This window comes from Streptomyces sp. P5F9 (assembly GCF_057961495.1).
The window spans coordinates 1-15,399 of sequence record NZ_JBXVPZ010000077.1 but is presented as its reverse complement, the minus strand read 5'-3'; the positions used below and the strand labels follow the sequence as shown (position 1 = coordinate 15,399).

The following is a 15,399-nucleotide window of genomic DNA, read 5'->3' as shown; positions in this document are numbered from 1 at the left end:
CCAAGAGATGTACGACCCCACAGTCGCCCGACTCACCTACCGGGCCCTGCTCGGCCGGCGCCGGGCCCTCATCCTGGGCGCCCTGCCCGTCCTGCTGATCATGATCTCCGTGGTGGTGCGGGGCCTCACCGGAGCCGACGACCAGACCGCGGTCGACGTCCTGGGCGGGCTCGGGCTCGCCACGATGGTGCCGATCATCGGCGTCATCGCGGGCACCGGCGCGATCGGACCGGAGATCGACGACGGCTCCGTGGTGTACCTGCTGTCCAAGCCGCTGAAGCGGCCCACGATCATCTTCACCAAGCTGATCGTGGCGGTCGCCGTCACCATGGTGTTCTCGGCGGTCCCCATGCTGATCGCCGGCCTCATCCTCAACGGCAACGGACAGCAGATCGCCGTCGCCTACACGGTGGCCGCGCTGGTCGCCTCCATCGCCTACGCGGCACTCTTCCTGCTGCTCGGCACGGTCTCCCGGCACGCGGTGGTCTTCGGACTCGTCTACGCCCTCGTCTGGGAAGCCCTGTTCGGCTCCCTGGTCGCCGGCGCGCGCACGCTCAGCGTCCAGCAGTGGTCCCTGGCGGTCGCCCACAAGGTCGCCGGCGGAGACCTGGTCACCTCGGACGTCGGACTGACCACGGCCACGGTGTTCCTCGTCGCGGTCACCGCGGGAGCCACCTGGTACGCCGGACAGAAGCTGCGCTCGCTGAAGCTCGCCGGCGAGGAATGACAGGTCCTGATCTTGACGGGGGCTTCATCTCTGTCCGGGCACACTGGGCAAACAGGACGCACGGCTAGGAGGAACGGGGATGGCCGGAGAGGCGACGTACGGCGGCGGTCAGGCGGAGTCCGGGGACGGCTGGGACAAGCTGGTCCTGGACGACGACTTCATACGGTCCGCCGAGACGGCCGAGCCGTCCGCCCGCGCGCGGATGCTCACGGCGCGCTGGCGCGCGGAGTCGCCCGAGCCGCAGCCGTGGCGCTCTGACGAGCCGCCCGCGGGGTGGTTCTTCAGCAAGGCTCGGCGGCGTAAGTGGCGGCGGCGGTAAGGGTTTTGCCGGGTGCTTAGTTCGTTGGCCGCGGGTCGGTGGGGGCTGGTCGCGCCCACGCGGCGGAGCCGCACAGTGTCACAGCCCCGCGCCCCTTTGGGGCGCTTGCCTGAGCCCTGGTTAATTCGGTGGCGTCCAACTCGGCGTACCGGCACAGTTGTTGTGTCGACGCCGGATCAGCCGGCGCCACCGACTGGGAGAGGAGCTGGACGATGTCGATGCACGACAGGACGTCCAACTCCCTTCAGGGCAGCCCGCGGCGGTCTCCGGAGTAGTTACCCTCCGTCGAGTCGCCCACCACGGGGAGCTGCCCGGGGCGGCCGCTTCGAGCACGCGACTCATTATCGCGTGGGCCGCCTTCCCTTTCGCCCCCACTATCGGGGGCATCCTGCGCTGGGGCGGTTGCCCACACCTACGCGAGCAACCGCTCCAGCACCACCGCGATGCCGTCGTCCTCGTTCGACGCCGTCACCTCGTCCGCCACCGCCTTGAGTTCCTCGTGCGCGTTGGCCATCGCCACGCCGTGGGACGCCCACGCGAACATCGCGATGTCGTTGGGCATGTCGCCGAAGGCGATCGTGTCGGCGGACTTCAGACCCAGGCGGCGGGCCGCGATGGACAGGCCCGTGGCCTTGGACAGGCCCAGCGGAAGCAGTTCGACGATGCCCTCGCCCGCCATCGCGACCGAGACGAAACCGCCCGCGGCCAGCTGCGCCGCCTCGGCGAGCTGGTCGTCCGTGAGGGTCGGGTGCTGGATGTAGATCTTGTTCAGCGGCGCCGCCCACAGCTCGGACACGTCCGAGAGGGGCGTCGACGGCAGCGTGCCCGTGAGCGCGTAACCGTCGCTGACCAGTACCTCGCCGTCCAGACCGTCCCGGCTCGCCGCGAGGTGCAGCGGGCCGACCTCCGCCTCGATCTTGGCGAGTGCCACCCCGGCGAGTTGGCGGTCCAGGGTGACCGAGGTCAGCAGGCGGTGCTCCCCGGCGTCGTAGACCTGGGCGCCCTGGCCGCAGACCGCGAGGCCCTCGTAGCCGAGGTCGTCGAGGATGTGCCGGGTCCAGGGGACCCCCCGGCCGGTCACCACGATGTGCGCGGCACCGGCCTCCGCGGCCGCCGCGAGGGCGGCACGGGTGCGCGGCGAGATCGACTCGTCGGAGCGCAGGAGCGTTCCGTCGAGGTCGGTCGCGACCAGCTTGTACGGGAAGCCGGGGCTCACTTGGCGACCGGCTCCAGCAGCTCCCGGCCGCCGAGATACGGACGCAGCACCTCGGGCACGCGCACGGAACCGTCGGGCAGCTGGTGGTTCTCCAGGATCGCCACGATCGTGCGCGGTACGGCGCACAGCGTGCCGTTGAGCGTGGCCAGCGGCTGGACCTTCTTGCCGTCGCGCAGCCGCACGGAGAGCCGGCGGGCCTGGAAGCTGTCGCAGTTGGAGGCCGAGGTCAGCTCGCGGTACTTGCCCTGGGTCGGGATCCACGCCTCGCAGTCGAACTTGCGGGACGCCGACGAACCGAGGTCGCCCGAGGCCACGTCGATGACCTGGAAGGGCAGTTCGAGGGCGGTGAGCCACTGCTTCTCCCAGTCCAGGAGCCGCTGGTGCTCGTTCTCCGCGTCCTCGGGGAGGACGTACGAGAACATCTCGACCTTGTCGAACTGGTGCACGCGGAAGATGCCACGCGTGTCCTTGCCGTACGTGCCCGCCTCGCGGCGGAAGCACGGGGAGAAGCCCGCGTAGCGCAGTGGGAGCTTGTCCGCGTCGAGGATCTCGTCCATGTGGTACGCGGCGAGGGGGACCTCGGAGGTGCCGACGAGGTAGAAGTCGTCCTTCTCCAGGTGGTACACGTTCTCCGCGGCCTGGCCGAGAAAGCCGGTGCCCTCCATGGCGCGCGGGCGGACCAGCGCCGGGGTCAGCATCGGGATGAAGCCGGCCTCCGTGGCCTGCGCGATCGCCGCGTTGACGAGCGCCAGCTCCAGGAGGGCGCCGACGCCCGTGAGGTAGTAGAAGCGCGAGCCGGACACCTTGGCGCCGCGCTCGACGTCGATGGCGCCGAGCGACTCGCCGAGTTCCAGGTGGTCCTTGGGCTCGAAGCCCTCGGCGGCGAAGTCGCGGATCGTGCCGTGCGTCTCCAGGACGACGAAGTCCTCCTCGCCGCCGACGGGCACGTCGGGGTGCACGAGGTTGCCGAGCTGGAGCGCCAGGCGCTTGGTCTCCTCGTCCGCCTCGTGCTGCTCGGCGTCGGCCGCCTTGACGTCGGCGGCGAGCTGGCCCGTCTTCTTGAGCAGCTCGGCCTTCTCGTCACCGGAGGCCTTGGGGATGAGCTTGCCGAGCGCCTTCTGCTCGGAGCGCAGCTCGTCGAAGCGGACGCCGGACGACCTGCGCCGCTCGTCGGCGGACAGGAGAGCGTCGACGAGCGCGACGTCCTCTCCACGGGCGCGCTGGGACGCGCGCACACGGTCGGGGTCCTCACGGAGCAGGCGAAGGTCAATCACGCGGAACAGGCTACCGGTGCCGGGTTCCGGCTCACGACTCGGTATTCCGAACTATTACTTACGTCCAGTTATGGGGTAATTGCGCAGAGTGTTCTCGCGTGGCGATGCGGGTCAACGAAAAAGCGTCCAGCTCCCTGGAACGGGGCAGGCGTGAGGCGGCCTGTTGACCCGAATCCCTTGTGGGAAACGGGACTTGAGGGCGCGGTTGTCCACAGGAATCCACATCCCGGAAGAGTTATCCACAGGGTGTGCGAAAGATCTGTGGACATCGGAAGTGATCATTTCCAAAGGGTTTCGCGCGACGGGCAATTCCTGCCCCAAACGCACCTCCCACCCACTTTCGGGTGGAAATGCGTCGCTCCATAGGATTGCCCGAAGGAAACAGGTGGACGAAGAGTGACCTACGCCCCGGTGGACGAGTGGGCGGCCTGTAGGGAGATTTGTCGACTGGATCGCACTTCGTTGTCGACTTGTCCCCAGGTCGAGAAGCGGACCTGTGGATAACTTCTGTGGATAACGAAGATACGCAGGTAGTACCGGGGCGCCACACAGGTACTACCGGTCAGAAACGGCCGTCCTGGCAGTGCGCCACCCAGTCGGCCGCGGCCAGGAAATCCTCGTCCGAGGTGGCCGGGAAGAGCGGCCGCACCCCGTCCACGCCGACGTCCGCGCGCGGGTACGACCCGAGGAAGCGCACCTGGAGACAGATCCGCTTGAGCCCCGCCAGCGCCTCGGCGACCCGGCGGTCGGAGATGTGTCCCTCGGCGTCGATGCAGAAGCAGTAGTTGCCGATGCCGGCGCCGGTCGGGCGGGACTGCAGCAGCATGAGGTTGATGCCCCGGGTGGCGAACTCGCCCAGCAGGTCGCGCAGCCCGCCGGGGTGGTCGTCGCGCTGCCAGATCACGACCGACGTCTTGTCCGCGCCGGTCGCGGCGGCCGGTCGGGCGGGCCTGCCCACCAGCACGAACCGGGTCTGCGCGTTCTCCGCGTCGTGGATCTCGGTCTCCAGCGCTTCGAGACCGTACCGGGCGGCCGCGAACTCACCGGCGAACGCGGCGTCGTAGCGGCCCTCCTGGACCAGCCGGGCGGCGTCCGCGTTCGAGGCCGCCGACTCCCACAGGGCGTCCGGGAGGTTCGCCTTCATCCAGTTGCGGACCTGCGGCTGGGCGGCGGGGTGCGCGGAGACCGTCTTGATGTCGGAGATCTTCGTGCCCGGCCTGACCAGCAGCGCGAAGGTGATCGACAGCAGCACCTCGCGGTAGATCATCAGCGGCGCGCCCGCGACCAGCTCGTCCAGGGTGGTGGTGATGCCGCCCTCGACGGAGTTCTCGATCGGCACGAACGCGGCCTCGGCCTCGCCGGTGCGCACCGCGTCCAGCGCGGACTGCACCGACACGTACGGGATCAGCTCCCGGGTGGCCGCCTCGGGAAGCGTCCGCAGGGCGACTTCGGTGAAGGTGCCCTCAGGGCCGAGATACGCGTAGCTGGCTGGCATGACCTCACCCTAATGGGCCTTGCCAAACCCGGTGCACGCTTCCTCACCGGGCCACCCCATAGGGCGACGGCCTCACCCCTCCAGCAACCGCTGCCCCACGTACTCGCCCTCCGCCGCCCCGCCCGGCACCGCGAACAGGCCGCTCGCCTCGTGCCGGATGTACGTCGACAGGGCGTCCCCGCGGTCGAGTTTCCGCTGCACGGTGACAAAGCCGCGCAACGGATCGGCCTGCCAGCACACGAAGAGGAGCCCAGCGTCCGGGGTGCCGTCCGCGGCGATGCCGTCGTGGTACGAGAAGGGGCGCCGCAGCATCGCCGCGCCCCCGTTCTGGTCGGGCCGGGCGATCCGGGCGTGCGCGTTGATGGGGACCACCAGGGCGCCCTCCGCGTCGGTCTTCTCCAGGTCCATCGCGGTCGCCTCGCCGCCCCCGGACAGCGGCGCCCCAGTGGACTTGCGGCGCCCGACGACGTTCTCCTGGGCGCCGGTCGAGAGCTTCTCCCAGTCGTCGAGGAGCATGCGGATACGGCGTACGACGGCGTAGGAGCCGTTCGCCATCCAGGCCGGGTCGGTCGAACCGGACGCCGGCACGAAGATGCGCTTGTCGAAGTCGGACTCGGCCGGCTTGGGGTTGCGGGTGCCGTCGAGCTGGCCCATCAGATTGCGGGCCGTCATCTTGTGGGCCGTGGCGCCCGGTGTCCGGTTGAAGCCGTTCATCTGCCAGCGGACCTTGGCCGCGCTGCCCGCGTCCTTCTGGATCGTGCGCAGGGCGTGGAAGGCCACCAGCGCGTCATTGGCGCCGATCTGCACCCACAGGTCGCCGTTGCTGCGCGCCTTGTCGAGGTGGTCGGAGGAGAAGTCGGGCAGCGGGTCGAGGGAGGCCGGGCGCTGCTTCTCCAGTCCCGTACGGGAGAAGAAGGAGTTGCCGAAGCCGAAGGTGATCGTCAGCGACGAGGGCCCCGCGTCCCGGGCGACATCCGTGTCGTCCTGCGCCGCCGCCTCGCCCGCCATCAGCCGCTGGGCGGTCGTCGACCAGCGGCGCAGCAGGGCCGCCGCCTCCTTGCGGCTCGCGCCCGCCGCCAGGTCGAAGGCGACGAGGTGGCCGCGCGCCTGGAGGCCCTCGGTGATGCCGGGCTGATGTTTCCCGTGAAACATTGCCATGTCCTCGCCCAGCGAGGTCAGCGGTGTGGCCCCGGCGGGTGCGGACGCGTATCCCACGGCTCCGCCCGCCGCACCGAGCACGAGCCCGGTGGCACCGGCCGTACCGAGGAGCCGTCGGCGGGAAATGCCCTCCCCGGGGGAGGCGTTTTCGGAAACGGCCTCCCCGGGGGATGCCTCTGCGATGCGGGCCTCGGGAATGGACTGGTCAGGCATGGCGTGGTTCAGCCGATCTGCGCGTTCTTGTCGACGGTCGTCTGGTCGATGTCGGAGGTCCGCACGGTCACCGAGATCTTCCAGTCGCCCGCCATGGGGATCTGGATTCCGTTCGCGGCCCAGTGGCCGGTGGCGATGCGGTCGGGCGTCACGGGCAGCGGGCCGATCTTCTTCGCGGCGAGGGTGAAGGCGACCTTCACCTCGGGGACGTCGAAGGCCCGGCCGTTGGGGCGCTGCACATAGACGTGCATCTCGTTGCCGCCCACACGCGCGGGGTCGAGGTCGAGGCGTATGACGCCCTTGCCGTCCGTGCCCCCGGTGTCGAACGACATGTCCAGGGTCAGGGCGCCGGCGGACGACGAAGAGGAGGACGAGGAGGAGGACTTGGCCGCCTTGGCGTCCTCTTCCGTGCGGCCCGGTTCGGTGGCCGTCAGGGCCGTGGTGACGGCGAGGACGACGACGGCGACGGCGGCCTCGGCGAGCACCGAGCGGCGCAGCCCGAAGCGGACCGGGTCGGCGTCCCGCAGCCGCTTCTGCCGCGCGGTGTCCACGGCGCTCTGCTGGCGGGCGAGTTGGGCGGCACGCTTGGAGTCACCGGCCGCCCCGGAACCGGCGCCCTTGGGGGACGCGGTCCCGTCGGAGTCGGCCTCGGCGGACGCGGTGGCGCTGGAGGCGCTGGCCTTGGTGGAGGCCGTGGCGCTGGAGGCACTGGCCTCGGTGGACGCCGTAGCGCTGGAGTCGGCGGTCTTCGTGGACGCGGTGGCGTGTGCCTTCTCCTTCTCCGGCGCACGCTCCTCGACGGCTGTCCCGGCCGTCGCGGTGGTCTCCGCCAGCCGTCCCGTCCAGCGCCGGGAGATCGACGCGATGCCGACGAGCAGCGCCACGAGGCCGATCTTCACGAGCAGCAGCTGGCCGTAGCCGGTGTCGGTGAACGCCGACCAGGAGCCGAGCTGGCGCCAGGACTGGTAGACGCCGGTCGCGACGAGCGCGAGGACGCTGCCGAACGCGATGCGCGAGAAGTTCTGTACGGCCGTCCGCCCGACCAGGTTGTCGGAGGGCGCCCGGTAGAGCGCGACGAGGAGGGCGGAGAGCCCGCCGAGCCAGAGGGCGACGGCCAGCAGGTGGACGACGTCGACGGGCATCGCGATGCCGGGCTGCAGCCCGGTCGAGGCGTGCTCGGCCAGCGCCCAGCTCGCCGCGAGCCCGGCGGCCACCACACCGCCGCCGATCGCGAGACCGAAGGTCAGGTCCCGCTTCTCCTCGTCCTCGCGTTTGTCGTACGCGCCGAAGAGCACGGCGATGAACAGCGCGGCGGCGGCGAGCAGCAGCAGCCGGGAGACGAGCGCGGCGCCCGTCTTCGTCTGGAGGACCTGCCCGAGGAGGTTCAGGTCGAAGATGTCGCCGACCTTCCCGGTGGTCGAGTACGAGCCGCGCACGAGCAGCAGCCACAGCGTGGCCGCGGTGAGCGAGACCCAGCCGGAGACCACCAGCCGTTGCAGGGCGCGCACTCCGGCGCCCCGCTGCCAGCACGCCAAGATGAAGGCGGCGCCGCCCACCATGACGATGAAGCCGGCGTACGACATGTAGCGCCCGAAGCCGTACAGCCCGCCGACGAGTCCGCCGCCGACGTCCTGCTCGGCCGACGCGGAGACGGTGGTCTGCGAGGGGGCGCCGATCGAGAAGGTGAAGGCGCCGCCGACGGGGTGGCTGTCGGCCGACACGACCTGCCAGGCCACCGTGTAGGTGCCGTCGGGCAGGCCGCTGCGGACCTGGATGGCGTACGTCGTACCGCTGATGTTGGACGGTTTGCCGACGTCGACGCGTTTGCCCTTCGGATTGAGCACGCGCAGCGAGTCGTCGTTCGTCGAGACCTTCTCGGAGAAGGTGAGCGAGATCTGCGTCGGCGCCTTGGCGACCACCACCCCCGAACTGGGGTCGCTGCCGGTCAGCGCGGCGTGCGCGGAGGCTGTGCCCGCCCCGGCGAAGAGCATGCCGGTGACAGCCAGGAGCAGCAGCACCAGATTGCGGACGCGGGGGGTGATGGTCGTCTTCAAGGTGGGGGTCCCTCCCTCAGTGCCCGGTCGTGGGGTTGTACGTGGCCGACTTCACGGGCATCTCAACCGTGAGAGGGCCGGACTTGGCAAAGTGCAGCTTCACGGTCACGTGGTCGCCCTGCTTCAGCGTGTGCTTCAGCTTGTCGAACATCAGGTGGTTGCCCCCGCTCTTGAACACGAGTTGACCGTGTGCGGGCACATCGAGGGACGTCACCTCCTCCATCGCCTGGCCGACCGTCTCGTGCACGGAGACCGGGCCGAGGTCGCTGGTGACGGACGTCAACTCGTCCTTCGCACCGCCCTTGTTGGCGATGTCCAGGAAGCCGGCCGCCATGTCCGAGACCGGCTGGGGCATGTAGGCGGAGCTGACGGACAGCTGGGCCTTCGCGTCGTCCGAGCCGCCGCAGCCGCTGAGGACCAGCGCCCCCGCCAGCACGACGACGGAGGACGCGACCGCGTGTCTCACGGCGTCTCCCCCTTGACGATCTTGGGGAGGTCCTTGGTGTAGTCGTCGACGGTGGTGTCCTGGCCGTAGAGCAGGTAACCGCCGTTGGTCTTCGGTGAGAACGCGACGACCTGGGTGCCGTGGACGGAGACCAGCTTGCCGTTCTTGTCCTTCGAGGTCGGCTCGATGGAGATGCCGATCGAGCGGGCGCCGGCCTGGATGGTGGCGAAGTCGCCGGTCAGGCCGACGAACTGGGTGTCGATGCCCTTGAGCCACTTGCCGAGCTCGGAGGGGGTGTCCCGCGCCGGGTCGGTGGTGACGAACACGACCAGCAGCTTGTCCTGCTCGGCCTTGGGCAGCGACTTCTTGGCCACGGCGATGTTGTTCATCGTCAGCGGGCAGATGTCGGGGCAGTGGGTGTAGCCGAAGTAGATCAGCGTCGGCCGGCCCTTGGTCTCCGCCCGGAAGTCGTACTTCTTGCCGTGCGTGTCCGTGAGGACCAGGTCCGGCTTCTCGAACGGGGTGTCGAGCACGGTGGCGGCCTGGGTCGCGGTGTCCTCGGAGACCACGGAGACGGGGCTCTTGCCGTCGTCGCCGCTGCCGCAGGCGGAGAGCGTCAGGGTGGCGGCGGCGAGCAGAACGGCCGCCGCGAACGTCTTCTTGCGCATAGAGAAATGTCCCAGTTGTGAGAGCTCCGGCGCGCACCGGGGTCGTACGCAAGAGTCGCACGGACCCCTGTGCGCGCCATGAGCGGACGGGCCTCAGACGGTCGTACGCCGTCGGCCGGCGAGAACGCCGTACGCCACGCCCGCCGCGCCGACGGCGATGCCGACCACGCCGAGGACGCGGGCGGTGGTGTCGGAGGAGTCGGCGGACGACGAGGTGGAGTCGGCGGCGGTGGTCCCGGTCTTCTCGGAGGCGTCCTCGGCGGTCGCGCCGGAGGCCGGGGCGGAGGTCAGCGCGAGCGTCGGAGCCGGGTTCTCGGGCTCCTCCTCGCCGTCCTTCTGCACCTCGATCCAGCGCACGACCTCCTTGTCGGAGTACGTCTGCAGCGCCTTGAAGACGAGCTGGTCGGCGTCCGTGGGCAGCATGCCGACGGAGACCGGGAACTTCTGGAAGTAGCCGGGCTCGACGCCCTTGCCGGTCGCGGTCCAGGTGACCTTGGTGACGGCCTCGGTGATCGTCTCGCCGTGCATCTCGGCGGGCTTGGCCAGCTTCGACTTGGTGACCTTCACGGTCCAGCCGCTGATCGGCTCCGGCATCACGGAGGCCAGCGGGTGGTCGGCCGGGAAGGTCACTTCCAGCTTGGTGGTCGAGGCGTCGTCACGCTCGTTCGGGACCTTGAAGTCGACTACCGCGTAGCCGCCCTTGACGGCCGCGCCCTCCGGCTGCACGGAGACGTGCGCGAAGGCGGGGGAGGACAGCACGAGCACGGCCGAACCGGCGACCGCAGCGGCGGCGACGACACGAGAGGTCTTCAAAGACTGCATGGACTTCATGGAAAGGAGCACTCCACTTCGAGTTCGAGTGAGTTCCGGTGATGAAGAGGGGCGCGTGGGGTCCCGGGTGCATCAGTGGTTTCCCGGCTGAGAAACACGGGCACACGCGTGTGCCGCACGACGGCGGCCTCTTCACGCACAGAAGGGAGTGCGGGTCGGTGGTCGCGTCGCGTCAGGCGGCGAGGACGTGTGCGGCGGCGGCCGGCGGGCCGCGGCGGATCACCGAGTGCTGGAGTGCGGTGGTGTGCGGCGCGGGCGGCGCGAACAGGGCGCTACGACGCGGACCCGGGCCCACTTCGGGCGCCCCCGGCAGCCCGGCCCGCAGAGCGCGCACCAGGGCGAGGGCACCGCGCAGGGACCGTACGAGCGCCCCTTCGGCGACTCCGTGCGCCGACAGTTCCATCAGGCGCAGCAGCGCCAGGTCCCCGCGCCGCAGCAGCCAGCCAGCGGCGAGCGCCGCGAGGACGTGACCGAGCAGCATGGACAGGGACGGGAACAGCGACATCGAGGAGGCGGCGGAGGTGGACATGGCGTCCGCCGGGTGATGCATCGACCCCATGCCGCTCATCGAGCCCGTCGATCCCGAAGTCGGCAACAGCCGCGCGTCGGTGAGGATCTGGTGGGCCTGCGCCGGGCTGATCGCCGCGGCGGTGGTCCCGCACAGGAGATGCGCGGCGCGCGCGACGAGCGTGGCGTCGGACGCGGACAAGGTGCCCGTGGCCGACGTACCGGCGCTCTGCCCGAGCCCGAACAGCGTGTGCAGCACGGTCTGTCCGACCGCGAGCGGCACCACGATCCCCGGCAGCGAGCGCGCCCGCCCGGCGAGCGGCGTCACGACGAGGAAGGTCGCGAGGAAGCCCGCGCCCAGTGTCCACAGCGGAACGGTCGCGCAGGAGGCGATCGCGTGACCGGCCGCGGCCAGCACGACACAGACCGCGGCGAACACCGCGGCCCGCAGGACCCGGAGTTCACCTCCGGAGCGCGCCGTACGTGGGTGGGGGGCAGTCATGGCGGGCTCATCATCGCACCGGCCTTGTCGCCGCCATACGGCAGGTCCGCACCACCGAGGCCATAGTGTGTCGTAGGTCACAAAGATCACTCTCCGGCGTGAGCTACCTCCGGATACACCAATTACGTTTGGGACGCATCGCCCATATGGGCGGCATCACGTCAACTCCGTGCTTACACAGGGGCACTGGCGGCAATAGGTATCACTATGTCGAGCCGCGGCCGGGAGGCTGGAGCATGAGCATCTGGTGGTCACTCCATCTGAGACGCGAGGCCGCGAGCGTGCCACTCGCCCGGCGACTGTTCCTCGGCACGATGGAGACCGCGGGCGTCGACCCGGACATCTCCTACGACCTCTCCGTCGCCCTGAGCGAGGCGTGCGCCAACGCCGTCGAGCACGGCGGCGACACCGCGCACGGCGCGCCCACGGAGGCGTACCGGGTCACCGCGTACCTCGACGGCGAGAAGTGTCGTATCGAAGTCGCGGACTCCGGCCCCGGTTTCGCCCGCACGCAGTCCGTCCGCCCGGCCCCGAGCGAGGCCGAGAACGGCCGCGGCCTGTGCCTCATCCAGGAACTCGCCGACCACGTCCACATCGGCAACAAGCCGGGCGTGGGCGGCGCGGTGGTGAGCTTCGACAAGATCCTGAAGTGGCGGAAGGACGCGCCGTTGATGGCGGTGTAGTCGGCCGGGAGCGGCCGGATCCGGGCGGCTACAGGTTTCTGAGGATTCTTACCTTACGCACAGCCCAGGCCCACGCCCCTGACGGCTGCCGTCCATAACTTCGCGATCATGACGGGAAAACACACAGACAGAACCATCAGCCGGCGCCGCGCCCTCGCGGTGACCGGCGGGACGGTCGCGGCCGGCGGGCTGGTCGCCGCCGGATTCCAGTCGGCGTCCGCCGACACCGCCGACACGACGACCAACGCGGACGCGACGGCCTCGGCCAGTTCGACCGGCGGCGAGTGCATGACGCTGATGACGAGCGTCACGGAGGGCCCCTACTACCTCGACGGTGCCTTGGTGCGCAAGGACATCACCGAGGGCAAGGCGGGCGTCCCGCTCACCCTGCGGCTGACCGTCGTCGACGCCACGGACGGCTGCACCCCGGTCAAGGGCGCGGCCGTGGAGATCTGGCACTGCGACGCCTGGGGCTACTACTCCGGCTACACCACCGCCAACCCGGGCGGCTCGGCCCCCGCGGAGAGCGAGGAGGGCGACTCCGCCAACGACCAGACGTACCTCCGGGGTTACCAGGTCGCCAACGCCAACGGGGTCGTCAAGTTCGAGACGATCTTCCCGGGCTGGTACACGCCCCGCACCTGCCACATCCACGTGAAGGTGCACACCGGCGGCGAGAAGGAGGACGGCACCTACGAGGGCGGCAAGGTCAACTACACCGGCCAGCTGTTCTTCGCCGACGACATCGCCGAGGAGATCTTCACCCTCGACCCGTACGCCAGGCACACGGGCTCGTACACCGTCCTCGCCGACGACATGGTCTACGACGGCGGAGGCGCCGCCAGCGGCCTGCTCACCCTCAAGGCCGTGCACAAGAAGGACCCGTCCAAGGGGTACAAGGGTTCGCTGACCCTCGGCGTGGACCCGGACGCGGAGAGCACGGGCGCGGGCAGCGGCGGAGGCGGTACACCCCCGAGCGGCGCCCCCACGGGTACGCCGCCCAGCGACAGCCCCTCCCCTTCGGCCTCCGCCTCCTCGTAAGGTACGACGATGCAGAGCCGCGAGGACGAGGCACTGGCGCGGGCGGCCGTGGACGCGCTCACCGGGCAACTGGCGCTGGCTCCCAAGCCGGGCCTGCCCGACCCGCGCGACCTGGCCGCCCGTACGACCCGCGTGGACCACCGCGCCCTGCGCTGGTCCGCCAAGGCGCTGACACCCGGCCTCGCGGCGATGGCGGCGTCCGCCCGCCGCACGGGCGAGCCGACTCCCGTCCTCCGCGCGGAACTCGGCGCGATCGGCCGCTGCACGGAACACTCCGTGGCGCTCGCCGGCGGCGGCCACCGCGGCGCCCTGTGGGCGCTGGGCCTGCTGGTCGCGGCGGCCGCCCTGGACCCCCACGCGGGGGCCAAGGACGTCGCCGCGACCGCGAAGCGCATCGCCGCCCATCCCGACCGCCGCGCCCCGCGCAGGCCCTCGCGCGGCTCGTCGATCTCGGCGAAGTACGGCGCGGCCGGTGCCCGGGGCGAGGCCAAGGCCGGATTCCCGCACGTACGGCGGGCGTTGGACACCCTCGCCACGACCCGCGCGGCCGGGGCGACGGAGACACAGGCCCGCCTCGACGCCCTCCTCACGGTGATGTCCACCCTCCAGGACACCGAACTCCTGCACGCCGTGGGCCCGTTGGGCCTGCGCCACGTCCAGGCGGGGGCGCGGGGCGTCCTGGAGGCGGGCGGTACGGCGACGCCGGCGGGCGCGGAGGCCCTGACCGCCTTCGACACCGACCTGCACGCACGCGCGTGGAGCCCGCGCGGAAGTGCGGGGCTCCTGGCGGGCGCGCTGTTCCTGGACTCGTTACCGGTCAACTCGCCGGCGCGGGCGGCCTGAACCTCAACTCACCAGTGCGGGCCGCCTGTTCACCTCGTCCACATCGCCCGCCTCGCGGCCCGCACTCGCCGCCCGCCGTGCCGCCGGCCCCATCGCGTACGACGCCACGACCGTCGCCCCGCCCAGCAGCAGCCAGCCCGGCGTCCCCCACTCCAGGAGGAGGGACGTCAGCACCAGGGGGCCCATCGTCCTGGCCACGGTGACGCCGGTCCCGAAGAAGCCCTGGTACTCGCCCACCCGGTCGGCCGGGGCCAGGTCGAAGGACAGCTGCCAGGAACCCGCCGACTGCCCCATCTCGGCGGCCACTTGGAGCACCGCCCCGACCACCAGCGCCCCCACCGCCACCCACGGCGACGCGCCCGCCGACAGCGCGAACACCGCGCAGGCCGCCAGCATGATCCAGCCGGACCGCCGCACCGCGCGCGTGGCCGACGCGAGCCCCGTGATCCCGCGGGCCGTCCGCACCTGGAAGACCATCACCGCCCCGGTGTTGAGCACGAACAGCGCGGAGACCAGCCAGGTCGGCGCGTCCGTCCGCTCCGCGATCCACAGCGGCAGCCCGAGGCTGAGCAACGGCATCCGCAGCAGCAGCACGGTGTTGAGCAGCGTGACGACGACGTACGGCCGGTCCCGCAGCACTCCGAGACCGCCCGCCTTCCGCACCTGGACGCCCCGAACCGACGGCAGCCGCACCAGCAGCCCCGCGCACACCAGGAAGCTCACCGCGTCCAGCGCGAACACCCCGAGGTACGCCGACCGCGTCCCCGCCCGCAGCGCGAGCCCGCCGAGACCCGCGCCCACCGCGAGACCGGCGTTCAGCGTCGACTGCAGATGCGCCAGCAGCCGGGTCCGCTCCCCGGCGGACACCAGCCCCGCCAGCAGCGCCTGCCGGGCCGCCGCGAGCCCCGACTGCGCCGAGGCGTAGGCACACGCGGCGATCACGAACGGCACGAATCCCCGGACGACGAGGAAGGACGCCACCGCGAGACCCGTCGCCAGAGCCAGCAGCACCGCCGTACCGCGCGGCCCACGCCGGTCCGCCAGCCGCCCCAGCGGCACCCCGACCAGCGAACCGACGGCCCACGCGAGGGTGAGCCCGAGGCCCACGCGCGCGGGGGCGAGCCCGACGACGTGCGTGAAGTACAGCGCCGAGGTCACGTAGTAGGCGCCGTCGCCGACGGAGTTGGTCAACTGGGCGAGTGCGAGGGTGCGTTGCGGGCCCGCAGGTGGGACGAGTGCGTTCGTCATGTCTACGACGGTAGAGCTCGGTTGGACCCGTCAGAAGGCCCAATCGATCGCCATGTCATTGGCCCAATCCCGAACCCGCCCGGTCCTTCAGGCCCTGTTGCGCCCCCTCCAACACCCGCCCCAACGCTTCCAGCGCCTCCGGATAGACCCGCTCCCTAGGCGTCCCGTACCCCAC

15 protein-coding genes are annotated in these 15,399 nt (G+C 70.9%); 5 read left to right on the top strand and 10 right to left on the bottom strand.

From position 1 onward, the window contains the following. The first annotated feature begins 7 nt into the window (after positions 1 to 7). A complete protein-coding gene (locus AC31A1_RS15545; RefSeq protein ID WP_489653882.1) occupies positions 8 to 727 on the top strand; it encodes an ABC transporter permease in 720 nt (239 codons plus the stop codon). A gap of 79 nt (positions 728 to 806) precedes the next feature. Then, the gene (locus AC31A1_RS15540) at positions 807 to 1,046 is read left to right on the top strand and encodes an SGM_3592 family protein (protein ID WP_489653881.1); all 240 of its coding nucleotides are present in this window, start codon (positions 807 to 809) and stop codon (positions 1,044 to 1,046) included. Positions 1,047 to 1,458: 412 nt separating this feature from the next. On the opposite strand, the gene AC31A1_RS15535 is transcribed toward AC31A1_RS15540, so the two are convergent. The 9 genes from AC31A1_RS15535 to AC31A1_RS15495 form a co-directional block, all read right to left on the bottom strand. Further along, positions 1,459 to 2,262, bottom strand: a complete 804-nt coding sequence (locus AC31A1_RS15535; RefSeq protein WP_489653880.1) for an HAD family hydrolase — start codon at positions 2,260 to 2,262, stop codon at positions 1,459 to 1,461. Next, positions 2,259 to 3,536 carry a serine--tRNA ligase gene (gene serS, locus AC31A1_RS15530; RefSeq protein ID WP_489653879.1) on the bottom strand — a complete coding sequence of 426 codons (1,278 nt, stop codon included), beginning with the start codon at positions 3,534 to 3,536 and terminating at the stop codon, positions 2,259 to 2,261. The genes AC31A1_RS15535 and serS overlap by 4 nt, the downstream gene beginning before the upstream one ends. A 562-nt stretch (positions 3,537 to 4,098) precedes the next feature. Then, positions 4,099 to 5,031, bottom strand: a complete 933-nt coding sequence (pheA, locus tag AC31A1_RS15525) for a prephenate dehydratase (RefSeq protein ID WP_393750381.1) — start codon at positions 5,029 to 5,031, stop codon at positions 4,099 to 4,101. A 72-nt stretch (positions 5,032 to 5,103) separates the two neighbouring features. Further along, positions 5,104 to 6,402, bottom strand: coding sequence for an iron uptake transporter deferrochelatase/peroxidase subunit (efeB, locus tag AC31A1_RS15520; protein WP_489653878.1), 1,299 nt, complete (start codon positions 6,400 to 6,402; stop codon positions 5,104 to 5,106). A gap of 8 nt (positions 6,403 to 6,410) precedes the next feature. Further along, a complete protein-coding gene (locus AC31A1_RS15515; RefSeq protein ID WP_489653877.1) occupies positions 6,411 to 8,456 on the bottom strand; it encodes a copper resistance CopC/CopD family protein in 2,046 nt (681 codons plus the stop codon). A 16-nt stretch (positions 8,457 to 8,472) separates the two neighbouring features. Further along, on the bottom strand, positions 8,473 to 8,922 hold the full coding sequence (locus AC31A1_RS15510) for a copper chaperone PCu(A)C (protein ID WP_489653876.1): 450 nt from the start codon (positions 8,920 to 8,922) through the stop codon (positions 8,473 to 8,475). Beyond that, positions 8,919 to 9,569: an SCO family protein gene (locus tag AC31A1_RS15505; RefSeq protein ID WP_489653875.1), complete on the bottom strand. Its 651-nt coding sequence runs from the start codon at positions 9,567 to 9,569 to the stop codon at positions 8,919 to 8,921. The genes AC31A1_RS15510 and AC31A1_RS15505 overlap by 4 nt, the downstream gene beginning before the upstream one ends. 93 nt (positions 9,570 to 9,662) lie before the next feature. Further along, the gene (locus AC31A1_RS15500) at positions 9,663 to 10,400 is read right to left on the bottom strand and encodes a YcnI family copper-binding membrane protein (RefSeq protein WP_489653874.1); all 738 of its coding nucleotides are present in this window, start codon (positions 10,398 to 10,400) and stop codon (positions 9,663 to 9,665) included. Between the two features lie 172 nt (positions 10,401 to 10,572). Continuing rightward, entirely contained in the window at positions 10,573 to 11,409 is an 837-nt protein-coding gene (locus AC31A1_RS15495) for a hypothetical protein (RefSeq protein WP_489653873.1), read from the bottom strand. 236 nt (positions 11,410 to 11,645) lie between these two features. Here AC31A1_RS15495 and AC31A1_RS15490 point away from each other — a divergent pair, with 236 nt between their 5' ends. The 3 genes from AC31A1_RS15490 to AC31A1_RS15480 all read left to right on the top strand — a co-directional run bounded on the left by AC31A1_RS15490 (position 11,646) and on the right by AC31A1_RS15480 (position 13,976). Next, a complete protein-coding gene (locus AC31A1_RS15490) occupies positions 11,646 to 12,092 on the top strand; it encodes an ATP-binding protein (RefSeq protein ID WP_019055063.1) in 447 nt (148 codons plus the stop codon). A 108-nt stretch (positions 12,093 to 12,200) separates the two neighbouring features. Beyond that, on the top strand, positions 12,201 to 13,133 hold the full coding sequence (locus tag AC31A1_RS15485; RefSeq protein WP_489653872.1) for an intradiol ring-cleavage dioxygenase: 933 nt from the start codon (positions 12,201 to 12,203) through the stop codon (positions 13,131 to 13,133). 9 nt (positions 13,134 to 13,142) lie between these two features. Then, on the top strand, positions 13,143 to 13,976 hold the full coding sequence (locus AC31A1_RS15480) for a triphosphoribosyl-dephospho-CoA synthase (protein WP_489653871.1): 834 nt from the start codon (positions 13,143 to 13,145) through the stop codon (positions 13,974 to 13,976). 3 nt (positions 13,977 to 13,979) lie between these two features. On the opposite strand, the gene AC31A1_RS15475 is transcribed toward AC31A1_RS15480, so the two are convergent. Next, the gene (locus tag AC31A1_RS15475; protein WP_489653870.1) at positions 13,980 to 15,224 is read right to left on the bottom strand and encodes an MFS transporter; all 1,245 of its coding nucleotides are present in this window, start codon (positions 15,222 to 15,224) and stop codon (positions 13,980 to 13,982) included. Between the last annotated feature and the right edge of the window lie 175 nt (positions 15,225 to 15,399).